At 70.3% G+C, this 17793-nt stretch carries 14 protein-coding genes and 1 riboswitch; of the genes, 4 read left to right on the forward strand and 10 right to left on the reverse strand.

The features are described 5' to 3' along the window. Positions 1 to 59 precede the first annotated feature (59 nt). On the forward strand, positions 60 to 1730 hold the full coding sequence (locus tag IG98_RS0110150) for a glycerol-3-phosphate dehydrogenase/oxidase (RefSeq protein WP_030908944.1): 1671 nt from the start codon (positions 60 to 62) through the stop codon (positions 1728 to 1730). After that, complete coding sequence (locus IG98_RS0110155; RefSeq protein ID WP_030908947.1) at positions 1727 to 3262, forward strand: FGGY-family carbohydrate kinase; 1536 nt, start codon at positions 1727 to 1729, stop codon at positions 3260 to 3262. The genes IG98_RS0110150 and IG98_RS0110155 overlap by 4 nt, the downstream gene beginning before the upstream one ends. Positions 3263 to 3470: 208 nt before the next feature. Here IG98_RS0110155 and IG98_RS0110160 read toward each other — a convergent pair whose 3' ends face one another. From IG98_RS0110160 to IG98_RS0110195, 8 genes are all read right to left on the reverse strand, one after another. After that, positions 3471 to 4478 carry a LacI family DNA-binding transcriptional regulator gene (locus IG98_RS0110160; RefSeq protein ID WP_030908950.1) on the reverse strand — a complete coding sequence of 336 codons (1008 nt, stop codon included), beginning with the start codon at positions 4476 to 4478 and terminating at the stop codon, positions 3471 to 3473. Positions 4479 to 4512: 34 nt separating this feature from the next. Further along, complete coding sequence (locus tag IG98_RS0110165; protein WP_051751942.1) at positions 4513 to 5937, reverse strand: GH1 family beta-glucosidase; 1425 nt, start codon at positions 5935 to 5937, stop codon at positions 4513 to 4515. Then, a complete protein-coding gene (locus IG98_RS0110170; protein WP_030908956.1) occupies positions 5934 to 6833 on the reverse strand; it encodes a carbohydrate ABC transporter permease in 900 nt (299 codons plus the stop codon). The genes IG98_RS0110165 and IG98_RS0110170 overlap by 4 nt, the downstream gene beginning before the upstream one ends. Further along, positions 6830 to 7807 carry a carbohydrate ABC transporter permease gene (locus IG98_RS0110175; RefSeq protein WP_030908959.1) on the reverse strand — a complete coding sequence of 326 codons (978 nt, stop codon included), beginning with the start codon at positions 7805 to 7807 and terminating at the stop codon, positions 6830 to 6832. The genes IG98_RS0110170 and IG98_RS0110175 overlap by 4 nt, the downstream gene beginning before the upstream one ends. An 82-nt stretch (positions 7808 to 7889) precedes the next feature. Then, on the reverse strand, positions 7890 to 9242 hold the full coding sequence (locus tag IG98_RS0110180) for an ABC transporter substrate-binding protein (protein ID WP_030908962.1): 1353 nt from the start codon (positions 9240 to 9242) through the stop codon (positions 7890 to 7892). Positions 9243 to 9699: 457 nt separating this feature from the next. After that, complete coding sequence (locus tag IG98_RS0110185) at positions 9700 to 10410, reverse strand: CHAP domain-containing protein (protein WP_030908965.1); 711 nt, start codon at positions 10408 to 10410, stop codon at positions 9700 to 9702. Between the two features lie 17 nt (positions 10411 to 10427). Continuing rightward, a riboswitch (cyclic di-AMP (ydaO/yuaA leader) is annotated at positions 10428 to 10566 on the reverse strand. A gap of 486 nt (positions 10567 to 11052) precedes the next feature. Continuing rightward, a complete protein-coding gene (locus tag IG98_RS0110190) occupies positions 11053 to 11631 on the reverse strand; it encodes a TetR/AcrR family transcriptional regulator (RefSeq protein WP_030908968.1) in 579 nt (192 codons plus the stop codon). An 18-nt stretch (positions 11632 to 11649) separates the two neighbouring features. Further along, positions 11650 to 12528: an oxidoreductase gene (locus tag IG98_RS0110195; protein WP_030908971.1), complete on the reverse strand. Its 879-nt coding sequence runs from the start codon at positions 12526 to 12528 to the stop codon at positions 11650 to 11652. Positions 12529 to 12737: 209 nt separating this feature from the next. On the opposite strand from IG98_RS0110195, the gene IG98_RS0110200 reads away from it, so the two are divergent. Together IG98_RS0110200 and IG98_RS0110205 are read left to right on the forward strand one after the other, a co-directional pair. Next, a complete protein-coding gene (locus IG98_RS0110200) occupies positions 12738 to 13706 on the forward strand; it encodes a hypothetical protein (RefSeq protein ID WP_245651477.1) in 969 nt (322 codons plus the stop codon). 137 nt (positions 13707 to 13843) lie between these two features. Next, entirely contained in the window at positions 13844 to 15031 is a 1188-nt protein-coding gene (locus IG98_RS0110205; protein WP_245651478.1) for a DUF6716 putative glycosyltransferase, read from the forward strand. Between the two features lie 551 nt (positions 15032 to 15582). Here the strand turns inward: IG98_RS0110205 and IG98_RS0110215 are convergent. Together IG98_RS0110215 and IG98_RS0110220 are read right to left on the reverse strand one after the other, a co-directional pair. Continuing rightward, a complete protein-coding gene (locus tag IG98_RS0110215) occupies positions 15583 to 16866 on the reverse strand; it encodes a polysialyltransferase family glycosyltransferase (RefSeq protein WP_030908979.1) in 1284 nt (427 codons plus the stop codon). Next, entirely contained in the window at positions 16863 to 17792 is a 930-nt protein-coding gene (locus IG98_RS0110220; RefSeq protein WP_030908982.1) for a glycosyltransferase family 2 protein, read from the reverse strand. Before IG98_RS0110220 ends, IG98_RS0110215 begins: the two co-directional genes overlap by 4 nt. Between the last annotated feature and the right edge of the window lies 1 nt (position 17793).

Here is a 17793-nt window from a genome sequence, read left to right on the forward strand (position 1 = left end):
GGCTCGGGCCCCGGCGCGAGACCGCCGGGGCCCGGCCCCGTCATCCCCCGGGAGCTCCCATGTCGCACCAACCAGCCGGATCTGACGACGTCGTCGACCTCGCCGTCATCGGAGCCGGTATCAACGGGCTCGCCATAGCCCGTGACGCCGCCGCCCGCGGCCTGCGCGTCGTCGTCGTCGACCGCGCCGACGTGGGCTCGGGAACGTCAAGCACGTCCAGCCGGCTGATTCACGGCGGGCTGAAGTACCTCGAACGCTATGACTTCAACCTCGTGCGGGAGTCGATCCGTGAGCGGCACCTGCTGTTCCGCAACGCCCCGCACCTCGTTCACGACTACCCCATGCTGATCCCCTCCTACGCGGGTGACAGCAGGCCCGGCCCGCTGATCCGGCTCGGGCTGGCCGCCTTCGACGTCCTGTCGACGGGGCGCAGGCACCGCCGCAGCCGTAGCGTGTCCCTCCGCACGGTGGCCCGCCGGTGGCCCACGCTGTCGAGGCGCGGACTGCGCGGGGCCTCGCTGTTCCCCGACGCGCAGGTGCCGTGGGCCGAGCGGCTCTGCGTTGAGTTGCTCCTCGACGCCCGGCGGCTCGGCGCGCGGGTGCTCACCCACACCACGGTCACCGGGCTGGTCGTGGAGAACGACCGGGTCGTCGGGATACGGGCCGAGGACAACGCCTCCGGCGCGCGAACCGAGATCCGGGCCGCGGTCACGGTGAACGCGGCCGGCCCGTGGATCGACAGGATCCTCGACGGGCAGCTGGCCAGCCGGCGCCTCAACGGCGGCACCAAGGGCAGCCACATCATCGTCGACGCCTTCCCCGGCGCACCCGACACCTGCATCTTCTTCGAGGCGGCCGCCGACCATCGGCCGATCTTCGTCCTCCCCTGGGAGGGCCGCTACATGCTGGGCAGCACGGACCTGACCTACGAGGACGATCTCGACGAGGTCATCACCAGCGACGAGGAGATCGACTACCTGCTCGCCGAGACCAACCGGATCTTCCCAAGCGCCGGCCTCACCCCCGGCGACGTGCTCTACAGCGTGGCCGGCGTCCGGCCCCTGCCGTACACCGCCGGGATCTCCGACAACGCCAAGATCAGCCGTGGGCACACGGTGCACAGCCACGCCCCGGCCCACCCGGGGCTGTTCACGGTCATCGGCGGCAAGCTGACCACTCACCGCGCCCTCGCCGAGGACGTCACCGACGCGGTGCTGCGCGTGCTCGGCCGCACTCGCCGGCGCTGCCTCACCCGCTCCCGTGCCTTCCCCGGGGCCGACACCGCCGACTGGCCGACTTTCAGCGCGGACTTCATGCGCTCTTCGCCGCTCACCCCGGCGCAGTCGCGCCGGCTGCTCGACGTCTACGGCGTACGGGCCCGCAGGGTGCTCGAACTCGCTGAGACCGACGCCACACTCGCCGAGGTCGTCGACGAGGAGACCGGCGCGCTCGCCGCCGAGGTGGTCATGGCGGTGCGCGAGGAGGGCGCCGTGACGCTGGGGGACATCCTGCTACGACGTACCCTGATTGGACTCGGTCCCGACATGGGCCTGAAGGCGGCCGCGGCCTGCGCCGACATCGCGGTACGCCACCTCGGCTGGGACGAAGGGCGGGCCCGCGCCGAGATCACCGGCTACGAGGCCGAACTGCGGCGCTTCAGGCCACGGGTTCTGGCCCCCTCGGTCACCCCGTCGGCCACACTGCGGAGTAGCGACAGGAGGACCTCGTGACAGCCCCGGACACGTGCTACATCGGTGTCGACATCGGCCTGACGGCCTCGAAGGTCGCGGCCTTCGACACCGAGGGGCGGGAACTCGGCGTCGTGCACGCCCGCACCCCCCGCACCAGCGTGACCGCGCACCGCCACGACGTCGACATGCCCGGGCTGGCCGACACGGTCATGTCGCTGCTCGGCGAGCTCACCGGGAAGCTGGCCGCCGACGGATACACCCCGGCGGGCATCGGGGTGGCGGCCCATGGTAACGGACTGTATCCGGTCGACGCCGCTCTGAGGCCGGTCGGACCGGCCATCGCGTCGTCGGACAGCCGGGCCCAGCGGATCGTGGACGCGATCCCGGAGCGGGAGGCCAGGCGGCTGGCCAGGGAGACCGGCTCCATCCCGTGGGCCGCGCAGCCCGCCGTGCTGTTGCGCTGGCTGCACGACGTCGAGCCGGAGAGCTACCAGGCCACCCGGTGGGCACTGTCCTGCAAGGACTGGGTCACCGCGCAGCTCACCGGCGTGCCGAGCGCCGACTACAGCGACGCCAGCGCCTTCGGCATGGTGGCCCTCGACACCCGCGCCTACACCCCGACGGCGCTGGAGCTGGTGGGGCTGCCGGCGAGCGACCTCGACCGGTTCCCCCCGCTGCGCCAGTCCAGTGACGTGGTCGCCGGGCTGAGCGCCCAGGCCGCGGCGCGTACCGGACTCCCCGAGGGACTGCCGGTGATCGCCGGTTGCATGGACTGTGTGGCGGCGACGCTCGGCGCCGGGGGGCGCGGCCTCGGAGACGTGACGATCATCGTCGGGACGTGGGCCATCAACGGGGCCGTGGTGCCCGCCCGCACCCCGGCCCCCGAGGTCACCTTGAGCGCGCTGATGCCCGACCCGGCCACGATGCTGGCCATGGAGGTCGCGCCGACCTCGGCCGCCAACCTCGAATGGCTGGCGTGCGCGTCGGCGCCGCACGACCAGGTCGGCGGCCTGCTCGCGGCGGACCTGCTCAGGGAGGCGGCCATGGTGCCACCGGGCGCGGAGGGCCTGCTGTTCCTGCCCTTCGTCAACGGAGCCCCCGAACACCCCGCGGCGTCGGGGACGTTCCTCGGCATCTCCGGGGTGCACCGCCGCGGGCATCTCACCCGCGCGGTCATCGAGGGGGTCGCCCAGTATCACCGGGTCCAGCTCGACCGGGTCCTGGCCAGCGGAGCCGACATCGGGGACCGGCCGTGGCGGCTGGCCGGTGGCGGCGCCCGATCCGAGGTCTGGGCGCAGATCTTCGCCGATGTGCTGGGGCGGCCGGTCCGCCGTCAGCTCACCAGCGAGCTGGGAGCACGCGGCGTCGCGTCGCTGCTGCCCGCGGCGCTCGGCCACGATCTCCAGCCGTGGTCGGTCAGTGACGAGGACGACCTGTGCGTGTTTCCGGGCCCGCAGCGGGAGGCGTATCTGCGGCACTCGGAGGTCTTCGACCGGACGCTGGCCGGCATGTCGTCCGTCTGGTCGGAGGTCGATCGGTACCGTACGGCCGGTCCCGTCGACGCCGGGTAGGCCCGGGAGGGCGGCCGGTTCACGGCCGGCGCCGGGAACCTGTCCGGGGCGCGGGCGCCGGGCCGTGACCAGGTCAAAGTGAGGTACGGAGCCGTCCGGACGCGGGCGGGGCGGTGGAACCCCACGGCCCCGCCCTCGTCGTCGTGGTACCGGTTGAGGCTCGGCTCCGTCCCGCCCGGTTCGCCGAAGGCCACTGGAAGAGGCCGCCTCAGGCGGAGGATCGCTCGACCAGGTGGGTGTCGAGTATCACCACCGGCTGCTCCAGGTGCTCGCCGTTGATGCGGGAGACGAGGAGGTGGGCCATCTGCCGGCCCATCGACTCGGTGGGCTGGTGCACGCTGGTCAGGGCGGGGGAGGAGTGCGCCCCGGCGGGCGAGTCGTCGAAGCCGATCACCGCGACGTCGCCGGGGATGCTCTTGCCCTCCTCGCGCAGCACCCGCATCGCGCCCAGTGCCATCGGGTCCGAGGCGGTGAAGACGGCGTCCAGGTCGGGGTTCTCGGCGAGCAGCTTGCGCATTTCGGCCATGCCGCTCTCCTCGCTGAAGTCGCCGTACGCCACGATCTCGCTCAGGCCGGTCGCGAGCAGCGCGTCGCGGTAGCCCGCGAGCCGGTCCACGCCCACGCCCATGTCCTGCGTTCCCGCGATGGTGGCGATCCGGCGACGACCTCTGCCCAGCAGGTACTTGACCGCCTGTCTGGCTCCGGCCCGGTTGTCCACGTCGACGTAGCTGTAGGGGGTGAGGCCGACAGGGCGGCCTCCGATGACCGTCGGCACGCCCATCGCCTCCAGCCTTCCCGGTAGCGGGTCGGCACCGTGCAGGGAGATCAGCAGCACCCCGTCGACGTGCTGTCCCGTCAGATAGTGCTCCAGCCGCTCGTGCTCCTGCTTCGACTGGGCCATCGCGAGGATCAGCTGCAGCCCGGTCTCGGACAGTGCGGAACCGATGCCGCGGATGGTTCCCGCGAAGTACGGTTCGTCGAAGACCCGCAGCTCGGATTCCGAGACGACCAGCGCCACGGTGTCCGTGCGCCTGGTGACCAGCGCGCGCGCAGCCCGGTTGGGCACGTAGCCCAGCTCCTGGATCGCCTGCAGCACGGCGTCACGGGCCTTCTCGCTCACCTTCGGTGAACCGTTGATGACCCGTGACACCGTGCCTCGGCCGACTCCGGCCAGGGCCGCGACCGCCTCAAGCGTCGGACGACGGTCGCCGTTCATGTGTTTCAGCCCCCCGTGGTGAATTCGCCGGCCCCTATTCTGTCGGACCGTTCAGGCCTCCGCGCCTGATGGTCCCGGCATACCAGAGAGCGCTCTCCTTGGGAACTCTAGTTTGCGTCTCATAGTCCACGTGCACCAGTCCGAACCGCTTTCCGTATCCCCACGCCCATTCGAAGTTGTCCATCAGGGACCAGGCGAAGTAGCCCTCCAGCGGGATCCCCGCCTCGATCGCGGTGTGGCAGGTGCGCAGGTGGGCGTCGATGTAGTCCACCCGGTCACGGTCGTGAACGACGCCGTCGGGTCCCACGACGTCGTCGAAGGCCGCGCCGTTCTCCGAGATGACCAGCGGGACGCGCGGGTACTCGTCGGCCAGCCGCCGCAGGATCTCCAGCAGCCCCGAGTCGTCGATCTCCCAGCCCATGGCCGTCACGGGACGTCCGCCCTCGACGAACGAGACGTGCTCGCTGCCGACCCAGGGTGAGCCGGTGTCGGTGGGCGCCGCCGCGGCCGACGCCGCGCCGCCGGGGGTGCCGGAGACGGTGAAGCGGCTGTAGTAGTTGATCAGCAGCTTGTCCAGCGGCGTTGAGATGATCTCCATGTCCCCGTCCTGGACGAGCCCGGCCGGCCGGCCGAGGTCCTCCAGCACGTCGGCCGGGTACTCACCCTTGAGCAGGGCGTCCAGGAAGAAGCGGTTCTGCAGCCCGTCGATGCGGCGGACGGCGTCCTGGTCGGCCTCCGAGGCGGTCTGCGGCGTGATCGCGTACAGGTTGACGCAGCCGCCGATGACCGTCTCCGGGCGCTGGGCCCGCATCGCCTGCGCGGCCAGGCCGTGCGCGAGCAGCAGGTGGTGGGCGGCGTACACCGCCTTGTCGGGCTCGCGCCGCCCGGGGGCGTGCTCACCCGAGGCGTACCCGAGGAACGCCGAGCACCAGGGCTCGTTGACGGTGCTCCAGTTGCGGACCCGGTCGCCCAGCGCGTCGTGCACGGCCGCCGCGTAGTCGGCGAAGCGCTTCGACGTGTCCCGTGACGGCCAGCCGCCCGCGTCTTCCAGGGGCTGGGGCAGGTCCCAGTGATAGAGCGTCACCCACGGGTCGACGCCCCGGGAGAGAAGCTCGTCGACCAGGCGGCTGTAGAAGTCGACGCCCTTGAGGTTGACGGGGCCGTGCCCCTCGGGCTGGATCCGGGGCCAGGAGATGGAGAACCGGTACGCGCCGAGGCCGAGTTCGGCCATCAGCCGCACGTCGTCCCGGTAGCGGTTGTAGTGGTCGATGGCGATGTCGGCGTGCTCGCCGTTCACCACCCGGCCCGGCTGCTTGACGAAGGTGTCCCAGATGGAGATGCCGCGGCCATCCTCCGAGACGGCGCCTTCGATCTGGTAGGCGGAGGTGGCCGCGCCCCAGACGAAACCTGTCGGGAACACCAGATCCGGGGTCTGAATCCGCGTCTCTTGCGTGGTCACGCTTTAACCGCACCTTCCATGAGTCCGCCGACGATCTGACGGCCGAACGCGATGAAAACGATGAACAGGGGGAGGACCGATGCCGCGGTACCGGTGAACAGCATCACGTAGTCGGTGCCGTGGGCCTGGTTGAGCGCCGCGATCGACGTCTGGACTACCGGGTTGTCCGGGTTCAGCACGATCAACGGCCACATGAACTCGTTCCAGGTCTGCATGAAGACCAGCAGTGCCAGCACGGCCATTCCCGGCCGTAGCGCCGGCAGGATGACGTTCGCGTAGATGCGCATGGTGGAGGCGCCGTCGACGCGGGCCGCCTCGACCAGTTCGTCCGGCACCGCCTGGGTGGCGTACTGGGTCATCATGAAGACCCCGAAGCCGTTGACCAGGAAGGGCAGGATCACCGCCTTCAGCTGGCCGGTCCAGCCGAGCGTGACCATGAGCTCGTACAGCGGCACGACGCCCATCTGCTGGAGCGGGACCATCATCGTCACCAGGATCAGGCCCAGCAGGATCTTGCCGCCCCGGAAGCGCAGCTTGGCGAAGGCGAAGCCGGCCAGGGTGGAGATGAGCACCACGGAGAGGGTCACGGTGACCGAGACGATGGCCGAGTTCACCAGACCGGTCATGAAGTAGGCGTCCTCGGTGGACAGCAGCCGTGAGATGTTCTCGCCGAGGTGGCCGCCGGGGAGCAGCGGCGGAGGTACGTCGATGGCCTCCTCGTTGGTCCGGGTGGCCATGATGAACATGTAGTAGATGGGGAACGCCGACAGCACGAGCGCGAAGGCCAGGACGACCTTCGTCAGCGGGCCGGCGTCCCAGATGCGGTTGCGCGCGGCCGACTGGCCGGAAGGTCGTCGTGAATGCGCCGGGGGCCGCCTGGACTGGATGGCCGTCACTTGGAACCCCCGATACGGCGGGTGAAGGAGTAGTTGATGAGCGTCCCGACCAGGATCAGCGCGAACAGCATCCACGCGGCGGCCGAGGCGTAGCCGAAGTCGAAGTCGCGGAACGCCTCCTTGACGATGAACATGGCCACGGTCTGGTACTGGCCGGTGGCACCGCCGCTCATCGTCGGGTTGCCGTCGAACATGACCGGCTCGGTGAACAGTGTCAGGCCGCCGATGGTGGAGATGAACACGATGAAGATGAGCGTCGGGCGCAGCATCGGGATGGTGATCTGCCAGAACTGCCGCCTGGCAGTGGCGCCGTCGATGGAGGCGGCCTCGTAGAGATCCTTGGGGATGGTCTGCATGGCGGCCAGCAGGATGATCGCGTTGTAGCCGGTCCAGCGCCAGTCGATCATGGTGGAGATCGCGATCCACGCGGACCACTTCTCGTTCTGCCAGTTGATCGCGTCGGTTCCGAAGAGGCCCAGGAACCAGTTGATCATGCCGTAGTCACGCCCGTACAGCTGGGTGAAGACGACGGCGACGGCGACGACGGAGGTGATCAGCGGCAGCAGCACGCCGAGGCGGAAGAAGAGCCGTCCCCGGATGCGCTTGTTGAGCGCGTTGGCCAGCACGAGGGCGAGGACGAGCTGCGGGATCGTCGACATGACGAACATGCCGAGAGTGTTGATCACCGCGTTCCAGAAGGCCTCGTCGGTGATCAGCTCGATGTAGTTCTCGATGCCGACGAAGGACTTGTCCCCGGCGAGCTCCCAGTCGTGCAGCGAGACCCAGAGGGTGTAGCCGAGCGGGAAGATGCCGAAGATCGCGAAGAGCAGGAAGTACGGGGAGACGAGGAAGTAGGGGGTCGCCCGGAGGTCGAACCGGGCCCATCCACCGCCTCGCTGCGGTCCGCGCGCCGCCGCCGACCGGCGGGGGCCGGGCTGTGGAGGGGCGGCCGGGGAGTCGACGTGCAGTGTCATCAACGGAGCCTTTCAGCGGGGGCAGGCGACCGGCCCGGCGGCGGGATCACCGCCGCCGGGCCGGTGCGGGTCGGTACGGGGATCAGCCCGCTGCCTTGACGCCGGCCTCGACGAACTTGGTCCAGGCCTGGTCGTAGGGGACCGAACCCTGGTCCATGCCCTCGAGGACCTTCTCCACCGCGGTCTTGACCTGGGCGTGCTTCTCGCCGAGGAAGACGGGAAGCAGGTCCTTGACCGACGCGCCGAAGATCTGGCCGGTCGGCGCGTCGTTGAAGAACGGGTTCTTCAGGTCGGCGACGGCCGGGTCCTGCTGCGCCGGGATGGAGCTCGGGAAGGCCGCTGCCTCCTGGAAGGCCATGACGTGGCCCTCCTTGCCGGTGAGGTAGTTCAGGACCTCGGCGGCCTCCTTGGGGTGCTTGCTCTGCTTGGGAACCGCGAGGTAGGAACCGCCCCAGTTGCCCGCACCGCCGGGCACGGACGCGACGTCCCACTTGCCCTTGTTGTCGTCACCGGCCGCGCCGGAGACCACACCGAGCATCCAGGCCGGGCAGCCCATGGTCGCGAAGCCGCCCTTCTTGATCGCGGCGTTCCACGGCGGGGTGAAGGAGGCGAGCTTGGCGGTCAGGCCCGCCTCGCTGAAGTCCTTCACCGTGTCGAAGGAGGTCTTGATGGCGGGGTTGCTCTCGAGGACGAGCTGGTTGCTCTTGTCGAAGTAGGCGACGTTGCCGTTCTTCGGCGCCTCCTGCGACAGGATCACGTTGTAGAGCGTGTTCGGGCCGTCGAGGAACTTGGGGTCGCTCTTGCCGGGGTTGGCGGCCTTGAACTTCTCGCCGATGGCCTTGAAGGCGTTCCAGTCCGGCCAGAGCTTGCCGACCTCGTCGCGCTCGGTGGGCAGGCCCGCCTTCTCGAACAGGTCCTTGCGGTAGCACATGGTCATGCCGCCGATGTCGGTGCCGAGCGCGAAGAGCTTGTTGTCGGCGTTGATGCCGTTGTCCCACTTGGCCGCGGGGAAGTCGGCCTTGCGGCTCTCCAGCCCGTACTCGGCCAGGTCGGTGAAGAACTGCGGGCGGGCCTTCATGAGGCCCATCGCGCCCTCGTCCAGGGCGATGATGTCGGCCGCGCCGCTGCCGGCCTGCAGGCGCTGGAGCAGCTGCGGGAGGTAGACGTCCTCGAACCGGTCGGTCAGGTTCTGGTACTTGACCTGGATGTTCGGGTGTGCCGCATTCCAGGTCTCCACGGCCTTGTCGTAGCCGAAGTTCTCGCCGCCGCCGAAGGTGTGCACGGTGATTGTCACCGGCTCGGCTGCGGCGGAGGCACCGCCGTCGCCCGCGGCGGGTTTGGCGGGCTCGCTGGAACCGCACGAGGTGATGGCCAGGGCGGTGGCCGCCATGACCGCTACGGCGGCGAGCTTGCCGTGCCGCTTGTCGTTCAACATTTCCGGACCCCTCTCAGGTGGTCGCCCGAATCATTGGGAGGTGACACCGGGGGCCGGTCCCCGACAAACACGGCCTCGCGGTGCGGTAGTTCCTCAATGTGCTTTGGGAGCGCTCCCACGAAGAGTGGACGATGGGCAACCAGGACGTCAATATGCCGAAACTCAACCGTTACATCTGGCTGGTTTGCGGGGGACTAAGAGCTTGAAATGGTGATATACCTCTCATGAGGGTATTTGGGAGCGCTCCCATCCCATGGACATACAGTCGGGGCATTAGTGCCCGTGTCCGGCGGGACGCGGTCGGGGGCGCCGCTCGACCGAGCGGCGCCCCCGACGGCGTCCGAGCCGTCCGGCGGTCACCGGGGGTGCCGCCGGACGGCGCACACCGCCTGGACGGGCAGGTCCAGGCGGTGCGGCGTGGCCGCGTCACCGGGGGATGGCGCGGGCGAGGGGTGGATCAGTCGGCGTAGACCGGGTAGCCGTAGCCCACGACCTGCGAGGTGGGCCGGACGCGCTGCTCGACGTTGCCGTTGCCGGTGTTACCCTCGATCGTGGTGATCGTGCCGTCTCCGTTGTCCTTCTTCACGAAGCCGACGTGGTCGATGCCGTCGAGGTCCTTGCTGCCGGCCCAGTCGAAGTAGACGATGGCGCCGGGAGTGGGGGTGGTGCCCCAGTGCTGGTTGTTCTTGAACCACTTGGCGTGGGTGACGGTGTAGGCGTCCCAGCCCATCGTGGGCCGGATGCCGGCCATCTCGCCGACCCAGGAGACGAACATCGCGCACCAGGGGGCGTTGGCGTAGTCCTGGACGCTGCCGCCGTCACGGGCGACGGTCTCCTGGGCGCGCGGGGTGGACATGTACCACGAGTGGAACTTGGTCCCGCCGCCCTGGGAGTTCTCGCGGACGCCGATCTGCTTGGAGGCGAGGTCCAGGACCTGCGCGGCGGAGACCTTGGGCAGCCTCTCGGCCGCGATCTCGAGCGGGGTGCTCGCGGGCCTGTTCTGCGAGACCGTGGAGACCTTCGCGTCGGCGGGCGGGTTCAGGGCGGTGTGGCTGTCGGCCAGGGCCGCGGAGCCCACGGAGCCGGTCGCCAGGACGACGCAGGCGCCCAGGAGGGCGCTCGCCACGCGGGGGGCGCTGAGGGCGGGGGTGAGGCGGTGCTTGGTCATACCGGGGTCGACTCCTTGCTTCGCTTCCATGCCGCCTACCGGGTTAGCTGACGGGTTCGGGCTGGGAAGTGCCCTACGGCGCGAGGACGCGCTGATTCACCCCAGGAACGTGGTTCCCCGGTTCCGCAGACTTCGCGGATTCGGCGGCCGTGCTCACCGTGGGCGGAAGGATTCCGCCTGGGTGGAACACGGTCGGGCAATGTGACGGCAATGCTTAGACCTGTACAGACCCAGACATTTGCCATGAACAGGACGAACGTACGTTACTCGGACATGTGATTACAAGTAGGACACATTGCCCTGACTTGGTAGTACGTCCAGATCGAGGGGGTAGGACGGGAGGTCGCTTGGCCGGGGAGAGAGGTGGGTCGCAGCCGTCCTCCGGCCGGTCGCGGCGGCCGGGGACACTGCCCCGTAGCGGGCGGGATCCCCTGTCTCTTCGGCGATCCAGCCGTGTGGCACCCGCCGGTGGATCGCCTGTCCCGGGATGGTGGGGCATGATCGGGAGGCTCGTCGGCAGGAGCGTCAGGCCCCAACTCTTGGGGAACGAATATTTGATGGTAAAAAGTGTGGAGCGGGTGCGTCCTTCTCCCCCGGGAGGCCCGAACAAGGTTCGGTGGCCCGCCGGCGGCAGGGCGGGTCTCAGTTCTCTCCGCCGGACCAGGAGCGGAACAGCGGGAGCAGGAACCGGTCGACCGTGTCCTCGACGAACTCCCGATCCAGTGGCTTGCCGGTGAGGAGCAGCCGATACCACACCAGCGCCTCGGTGGCACTCCTGAGCTCCGCGGGGTCCACCGGCCCCGGCAGCTCGCCGCGCTCCCTGGCGCGTTCCAGTAGCGGGACGGTGCCGGTGATGTCGGCGCGGGGCACGTTGTCGCGCAGGGCGGAGGCCAGCTCGGGGGAGGTGAGGAACGCCGGGAACAGACCGAAGATCATCGCCTGTTTCCGCTCCAGTATTCGGCAGAACCCGTCCACGACCCCGATCAGGTCCCCGCGCATCGACCCGGTGTCCGGCGGCGGTACGACGTCGATCTCAAGGTGGTTGCAGATCAGGTCCACGACCAGCGCCTCCTTGCCCGCCCAGCGACGGTAGATCGTGGCCTTGCTCGCGCCGGCCCGCCTGGCGATCTGGTCGATGGACATCCGGTCGTATCCGACCTCGGACAGCAGGTCGGCCGTCGCGTCGAGGATCGCCCGCTCCCGAGTGGGGTCGAGACGCAAGGTGCCTCCGGTGGTTCGCTAGTGCTGGCTGATCTCCCCGAATCGTACGCCGGTCAGCGCCTCCGACCTCTCCCAGAGCCTCGCCGCCACCGCCTCGTCCAGTGCCTTCGGCGAAGGGCGCAGCACTTTCGGCCCCGGGCCGATGTACTGCCCGCCCCTCGCATCGGGAGAGGTGGCCGCGTACAGGGACGGCCTGGCGCCCTTGGCGGCCGGCTGGACCACCAGGCGCATCAGGGCGTTGAAGGGGCGGGTGAGGACGCCCGGCTTCAGAATGCCGGTGGCGGTCATGCCCGGGTGGGTCGCCAGGCTCAGCAGCGCCGCCCCCGAGGCGTCGGCGCGGCGCTGCAACTCCATGCTGAACAGCAGGTTGGCCAGTTTGGAGCGGCTGTACGCGGAGAACATGCCGTACCCGCGTTCCAGTCCCAGGTTCTCGAAGTCGATCACGCCGAGGGAATGCGCGTCGCTGGAGACCGTGACCACCCGGGCCACGGAAGCGGCCAGCAGGCGTGGCATCAGCAGGCCGGTCAGGGCGAAGTGCCCCAGGTGGTTGACGCCGAGCTGGGTCTCGAAGCCGTCGGCGGTGGTCCGCCGGGACATCGGGCCCACCCCGGCGTTGTTGACCAGCAGCTCCAGCGGCCCCTCGACGGTGTCCGCGAAGGCGTGCACCGAGCGGAGGTCGGCCAGGTCGAGCGCTCTCACCTCGACCGTCGCCCCCGGTGCCGCCGCCCTGACCGCCTCCAGTGCGGCCCGGCCCCTGCCCGGGTCGCGCGCCGTCATGACGACCCTGGCGCCGTGCCTGGCCAGCTCCAGTGCCGTCGGCACGCCGATGCCGCCGCTCGCCCCGGTGACCACGGCGGTGGAGCCGGTCAGGTCGGGAATCTCATCGGGTGTCCACATGCCCGCTCCTCCGTAGTGTACGAAACCGTTCCGTACACTACGGTAAAGACCGGAAGGGCCGCGCGCAAGCACGTGTGGGCGGTTGTTCATCCGTGATTCCCCGGGGCTTAAGGCCACCGGGTTAGCTTGGGTCAGTCGTGAACGGGTCATCACCCGGCGTGGAGGACGGTCGAGACCACGCGCGGGATCAGGGTTCGGCCATCGCCTGGGTGGAATCCCCGCTGCAGATGCTCTGCGCCGTGGAGGCCCACCACGCGGGGCTGCTCGGTGCCCGCAGCCACCTTGTGCCCAGAGCGAGTCTCCGCCCCCTGGCCGCCACCGGGCGCGAGCTCGGGCGCCTCACCCTGCCGCCGGGCCTGGAGCTCACCGCCGCGCGGCCGGACATGCCCAGGCCGCGCCGGGGCGTGACCTGGGTGGTGGGCGACGCCTTCTCCGGCAAGGTCCAGTTCCGCTGGCTCACCGGGCGCCCCGGTCGTATCGTGATCGTCGACGACGGGCTGGCCACCATCAGGCTTCTGGAGCTGCTCGTCGGCCATGTGGGCACGCCCCTGCTGAGGGCTCGGGGGAAGGCGGGACGGCTCAGAACCGCCCTCGGCGCGGCGGCCGGACTCAGGTTGCGCGCCGCGGCCCGCTCGGGGCGGCTGTCGATCTTCACGGCGCTGCCCGTTCCCGCGGACCTGGCGAAGGCCGTACGGGCGAGAGGGGCCGAGCTGGTCACCCACGACTTCGCCTGGCTGCGGTCGCAGCCGCTGCGCGCGCCCCGTCCCAAGGAGCTCACGGTCGTCCTCGGCACCTCGCTGGTCCGCAACGGCCTGATCCACCGCGATCACTACCTCGGCTGGCTGGCCGCTCTCGGTTCGGCCGGGCCGGTGGCCTACTTCCCGCACCGCAGGGAGGACCCCCACGATCTCGCCAGGGTCGGGGAGCAGCCCGGCATCACCGTCTACGGCGGCGGGATCCCCGCCGAGATGACTCTGCGCGGGCTGGCCGCCGGGCAGCGGGTACTGAGCCTGCCGTCCACCGCGGTCACCTCCCTGCGGGTCCTGCTCTCGGCCAGGGGCGTCCCGGTCGAGACGGTGGACGTCCCGGACGAGTGGTGGACGGTGGAGGCGGCCCCCTCGCTCCGCTCCCACCTGTCGATGTTCGCCCATCACGACACGGGAGCCGCCGGGGCATGACCTCGTGAACTCGTGACCCCGCGGCCGAAGACCGGTGGCCTGCCGCCCCGGGACGCGAGCCGCGCCGGGGCCGCCCATGTGAAATCGGATACGAAGCGGGGGATCCCCGTTGGAGGTTCTCGTTGAAGGTCCTGGCCGTGGCCGACTCTGACTCCTACCTGAAGTGGGCGGCCTGCCTGCTGCGGGACCTGCCCGCGGGATGCACGAGGGAGCTGGCGGTCATCCGCACCCCCATCACCCCGTCCCCGGCGCAGATCGGTGCCGCGGTCGCGGGCTCGGCGGCGGATCCGCCCGTGCTCTCGGCCCGCGCGCTGCGCCGGGCCGCCGAGCGGCTCGGGCCCGACGTGGTACTGGCCGCCTGCACGGGGCCCGTGGTGGACGTGCTGGTCGGCGAGGTGCTGGCCGGGTTGCGGCCACGGCCGGTGTTCGTCTCGGGCCTGCCGGGCATCTCCGTCCCCGCCACCGAGAAGGCCTGGCTGTTCCGCAGCGGATGCGAGCTGTTCGTGCTGCACAGCGGGCGGGAGGTCGAGGAGTTCTCGGAGATGGGCCGCGAACTGGGCGGGGGCGGCCAGGTGGGGCTGGCCCGGCTGCCGTTTCTGCGAGGTCAGGAGGAGGTCGCCCGTATCGGGCCGCGGGACCGGGTGGTGTTCGCCACCCAGGCCAAGGTGCCCAGGCGGAGACAGGAGCGCGAGAGCGTCCTGCTCGCCCTGGCCGAGCTGGCCGGGCGGCGGCCGGATCTGGACGTCGTCGTCAAGCTCCGTGCCCTGGACGGCGAGCGGCAGACCCACAATGAGCGCCACCACTACCAGCGCCTGTGGCAGTCGCTCGTGGCGGAGGGCAGGGTACGCGCCGGGGCCGTGCGTTTCGCGGTGGGGCCCATGCACGAGCACCTGGCCCACGCGGCCGGGTTCGTCACCGTCAGCTCGACCGCCGCGTTGGAGGCGATCGCCCAGCAGGTGCCCCTGCTGGTGCTGTCGGACTTCGGGGTGGGCGCCGAGATGATCAACCTGGTCTTCGAGGACAGCGGCCTGCTCGGCACCCTCGACGATCTTTCCGCGGGGCGCTTCCTGAACCCGGACGACGCCTGGTGCAGGGACAACTACTTCCATCCCGGTGACGAGAGCGACTGGGTCTCGCGAATGGTCTCCTTGGTCGGGCAGGCACGCTCGGGGCGCCTGGTCCCTGCCAGGTCCCTGCTCGACGGCCCAGAGTACGCCGCCGCCCGCCGTCGCGCCCGGATGCGCGTGGAGATCCCGCCGAACGTGCTGCGCGCCGGCTACCGCGCCAAGCGCCGGATGCGCCGCTATCTCAGGGCCCTGGGCTAGCCGTACCGCCCGGAGAGGTCAGGCTCGCGGTGTGGCCGCGGCGATGATCGTGGGGGTGCGGCCACCGCGGAAGCGCTTGGCGGCGTCGGGTCTTCCGAAGCGTAGGCCCGTTCCTCACAGCAGGACGCGGCCCGGTGGTGGCCGCGCGGTGTGTGCGGCCCGCGAACCGGCAGTTCGTCGACCTCGCTGCGCCGGCGGAGTCAGGGTTTCCGGCGGGAATTCGCGCCGCCCGATTGTGCGGCACGGGTCTGCGAGATTAAGTCAGGTCAGGCTAACCAAACTTTACTTAGGTTAGCCTACCCAAATAACAGTCTGCCTTGTGGCTGCCCGGAGGCTTTCAGATGTCCCAGCGTCCTGGCCGCCCAGGTCCATGACGACCGCGTCGCTCAGGTCGCCGAGATCTACCTGGAGATCGAGGCGATGACCGACGAGGAGATCGACGGTGAGCTCGGCGGCGAACTCGACGGCGAGTGGGGTGTCGGGGAGGCGGGGGCGAGCCGTGGCTGATCTGGACCGGTGAACCGGAGGTGCCCCGCCGCGGCGCCTCCGGATCAGGAGGACGTTCTCGACAGGCGGCTGCGGAGCCTGCCGAGGGGGCTCCGCTCCCGGGGGGCCGGGGCGGAGGCCGGGGCGGTGATCAGCTCCAGGGCGGCGAGCCGCCGGTGCTTGAAGTAGCGGTCGGGGCCGCAGGTCTGGAGATAGGCCGCGGCCTGCTCGCGCAGCCGCGGATACGCCTCGCTCCGCATGCAGTAGCCGACCGCGCCCACCAGGGCGGAGATGTCCACCGGCGGGGGTTCCCACAGCGAACCGTCCGCCGACAGGCGGGGCAGCAGGGCGTCGGTGATGGTCGCCGGGATCCGGTTGCTGTTCTCGTACGGGGCGAGCCGCTCCAGGATCAGCTCGCCGCCCACCGTCGCCACCGGGAGCCCGAAGTACCGCCCGGCGGTGATCAGAGCGGTGGAGAAGCAGCCGACCACGAGCTCGGGCCCGAGGGTGGCGAAGCACGACTCCGCCGGGACTCTCTCCGCCGCCACGTCCAGCTCGACGCCCAGTTCGGCGGCCGTCTCGCGCAGCCGCTGGGCGTGCTGCCGCCCGGCGGCCGGATGCGGTTTGAACAGCACACGCGAAAACCCCCGGGCGACGAGGCCGCGCAACATGTCGGCGTGGAGCTCCGCCTCCTCCCCGGAGGTGACGATGCCGAGGGCGGACAGGTACTGGCCGAGGATCATCGCCTGGCCCGGGGGCGGGTCATCGGCACGATGGCCGACCACGTCGAGGAAGGCCCGGTCGGGGAGGGGTTCGGCGGGTACCCCGTACTCGGAGAGCAGCAGCGGCCGAAGACCGGGCACCAGGTCGAGGTGGAGCAGGCGGGTGATCCGCCCGTGGATCTCCTGCGGCAGCGGGTCGCGGGTCGGGCCGTAGCCCATCAGGCCGTCGGAGTAGACCGAGATCGGGCAGTCCCTGACCAGTCCGGCCAGCGTCCTGGCAGGGGGGACCGCGACGGATTCCAGAACCAGCTCGGCGGGCCCGGCTCCCAGGGACAGGTGCGAGCCGAGCAGGCGGCCCAGCATCGGCACCTCGACGACGCGTGCCTTCCAGTCCGATGGATGCAGCGGGGCCACGATCTCGTTCCACGAGTGGATCTCGTCGAAGCGCGGGCGCAGCGCGGCGAAGCCGGGGGTCTCGTCCAGAGCCGGGGTGATCTCCGGGACGGCCGCGTTGTTGGAGACCAGCAGGATCCGGCGCCCCCGGCGGGGACCGAAACGGCCGTCGTCGATCGCCGCCGCCAGCGTCATCGCGCCGAACAGGGTCGAGGCGTAGAACAGCTGCGTCATCGGCGCTCCAGGAGATCGAACAGGATCTGATCGCGTTCGGGGTCCAGGGCGGTCCCGGCGAGCAGGTCGGCGGGGAGGCGCCTCAGCGCCGTGGCACCGCGCTCCTCGAAGCGGGCCCGAAGCTTGGGGGAGAGGCGTTCGCCCAGCTCCAGGTGATGGACCAGCAACGCGCGGAAGGTGCGCACCGCCTTGGGCATGAACTCCTCCTCCAGGTCCGCGAAGACCAGGTCGAAGGCGTCGAAGAAGTGCAGTTGCCTGGCGTCGCCGGTCTGCGTCAGCGAGCCCGCCACCATCCGCCGGTAGAACAGCCCGGCCAGTGACACCACCGCGAACGAACCCGCGTCGCGGTGCAGCCGCCAGATCCACGGCCTGTCCTCGGCGGTGTGCAGGTGCCCCGGGAAGGTCAGCAGGTCGCCGAGGTCCCGGCGGTAGATCCCCGCCCAGGCGTACGGGTAGTCCACCATGGTCCTGGCGTGATCGGGCAGGATGTGGTCGCGCGGCTTCAGTACCACCTCGCGGGTGGCGAGCGGGGCCCGGTGGATCGTCCGCCTGCGGCCCTCCACCTGTACGTGGTCGACCCGGACGAAGTCGCAGTCCAGCCGCTCGATCGCGCCGACCAGATCCCCGAGATATCCGGGTGCGAGCCAGTCGTCGCCGTCCATGAACGTCAGGTAGCGGCCGGAGGCGAGGGAGACCCCGAGGTTGCGCGCGTCGGCCAGTCCGACCGGTGCGTCGTTGCGGACCACCAGCAGACCGGGCAGATCACGGCGGAAGTCCTCGACGATCTGCCCGGTCGCGTCCACCGACCCGTCGTCCACCACGATGAACTCGAAGTCCCGCCGCGCGTTCCTGGCCAGCGACGCCAAGGCGTCCCCGACGTAGCCCTCCACGTCCCGCACCGGCACCACCACCGACAACTTGATCAAC

This window comes from Streptosporangium amethystogenes, from assembly GCF_000721075.1.
GTDB lineage: Bacteria > Actinomycetota > Actinomycetes > Streptosporangiales > Streptosporangiaceae > Streptosporangium > Streptosporangium amethystogenes.

Excerpts from the sequence above, each read along its gene's own strand:
- IG98_RS0110195 (WP_030908971.1), bottom strand. The coding sequence starts at position 12,528 with ATGTGGACACCCGATGAGATTCCCGACCTGACCGGCTCCACCGCCGTG.
- IG98_RS0110160 (WP_030908950.1), bottom strand. The coding sequence starts at position 4,478 with ATGAACGGCGACCGTCGTCCGACGCTTGAGGCGGTCGCGGCCCTGGCC.
- IG98_RS0110180 (WP_030908962.1), bottom strand. The coding sequence starts at position 9,242 with ATGTTGAACGACAAGCGGCACGGCAAGCTCGCCGCCGTAGCGGTCATG.
- IG98_RS0110185 (WP_030908965.1), bottom strand. The coding sequence starts at position 10,410 with ATGACCAAGCACCGCCTCACCCCCGCCCTCAGCGCCCCCCGCGTGGCG.
- IG98_RS0110150 (WP_030908944.1), top strand. The coding sequence starts at position 60 with ATGTCGCACCAACCAGCCGGATCTGACGACGTCGTCGACCTCGCCGTC.
- IG98_RS0110175 (WP_030908959.1), bottom strand. The coding sequence starts at position 7,807 with ATGACACTGCACGTCGACTCCCCGGCCGCCCCTCCACAGCCCGGCCCC.
- IG98_RS0110215 (WP_030908979.1), bottom strand. The coding sequence starts at position 16,866 with ATGACGCAGCTGTTCTACGCCTCGACCCTGTTCGGCGCGATGACGCTG.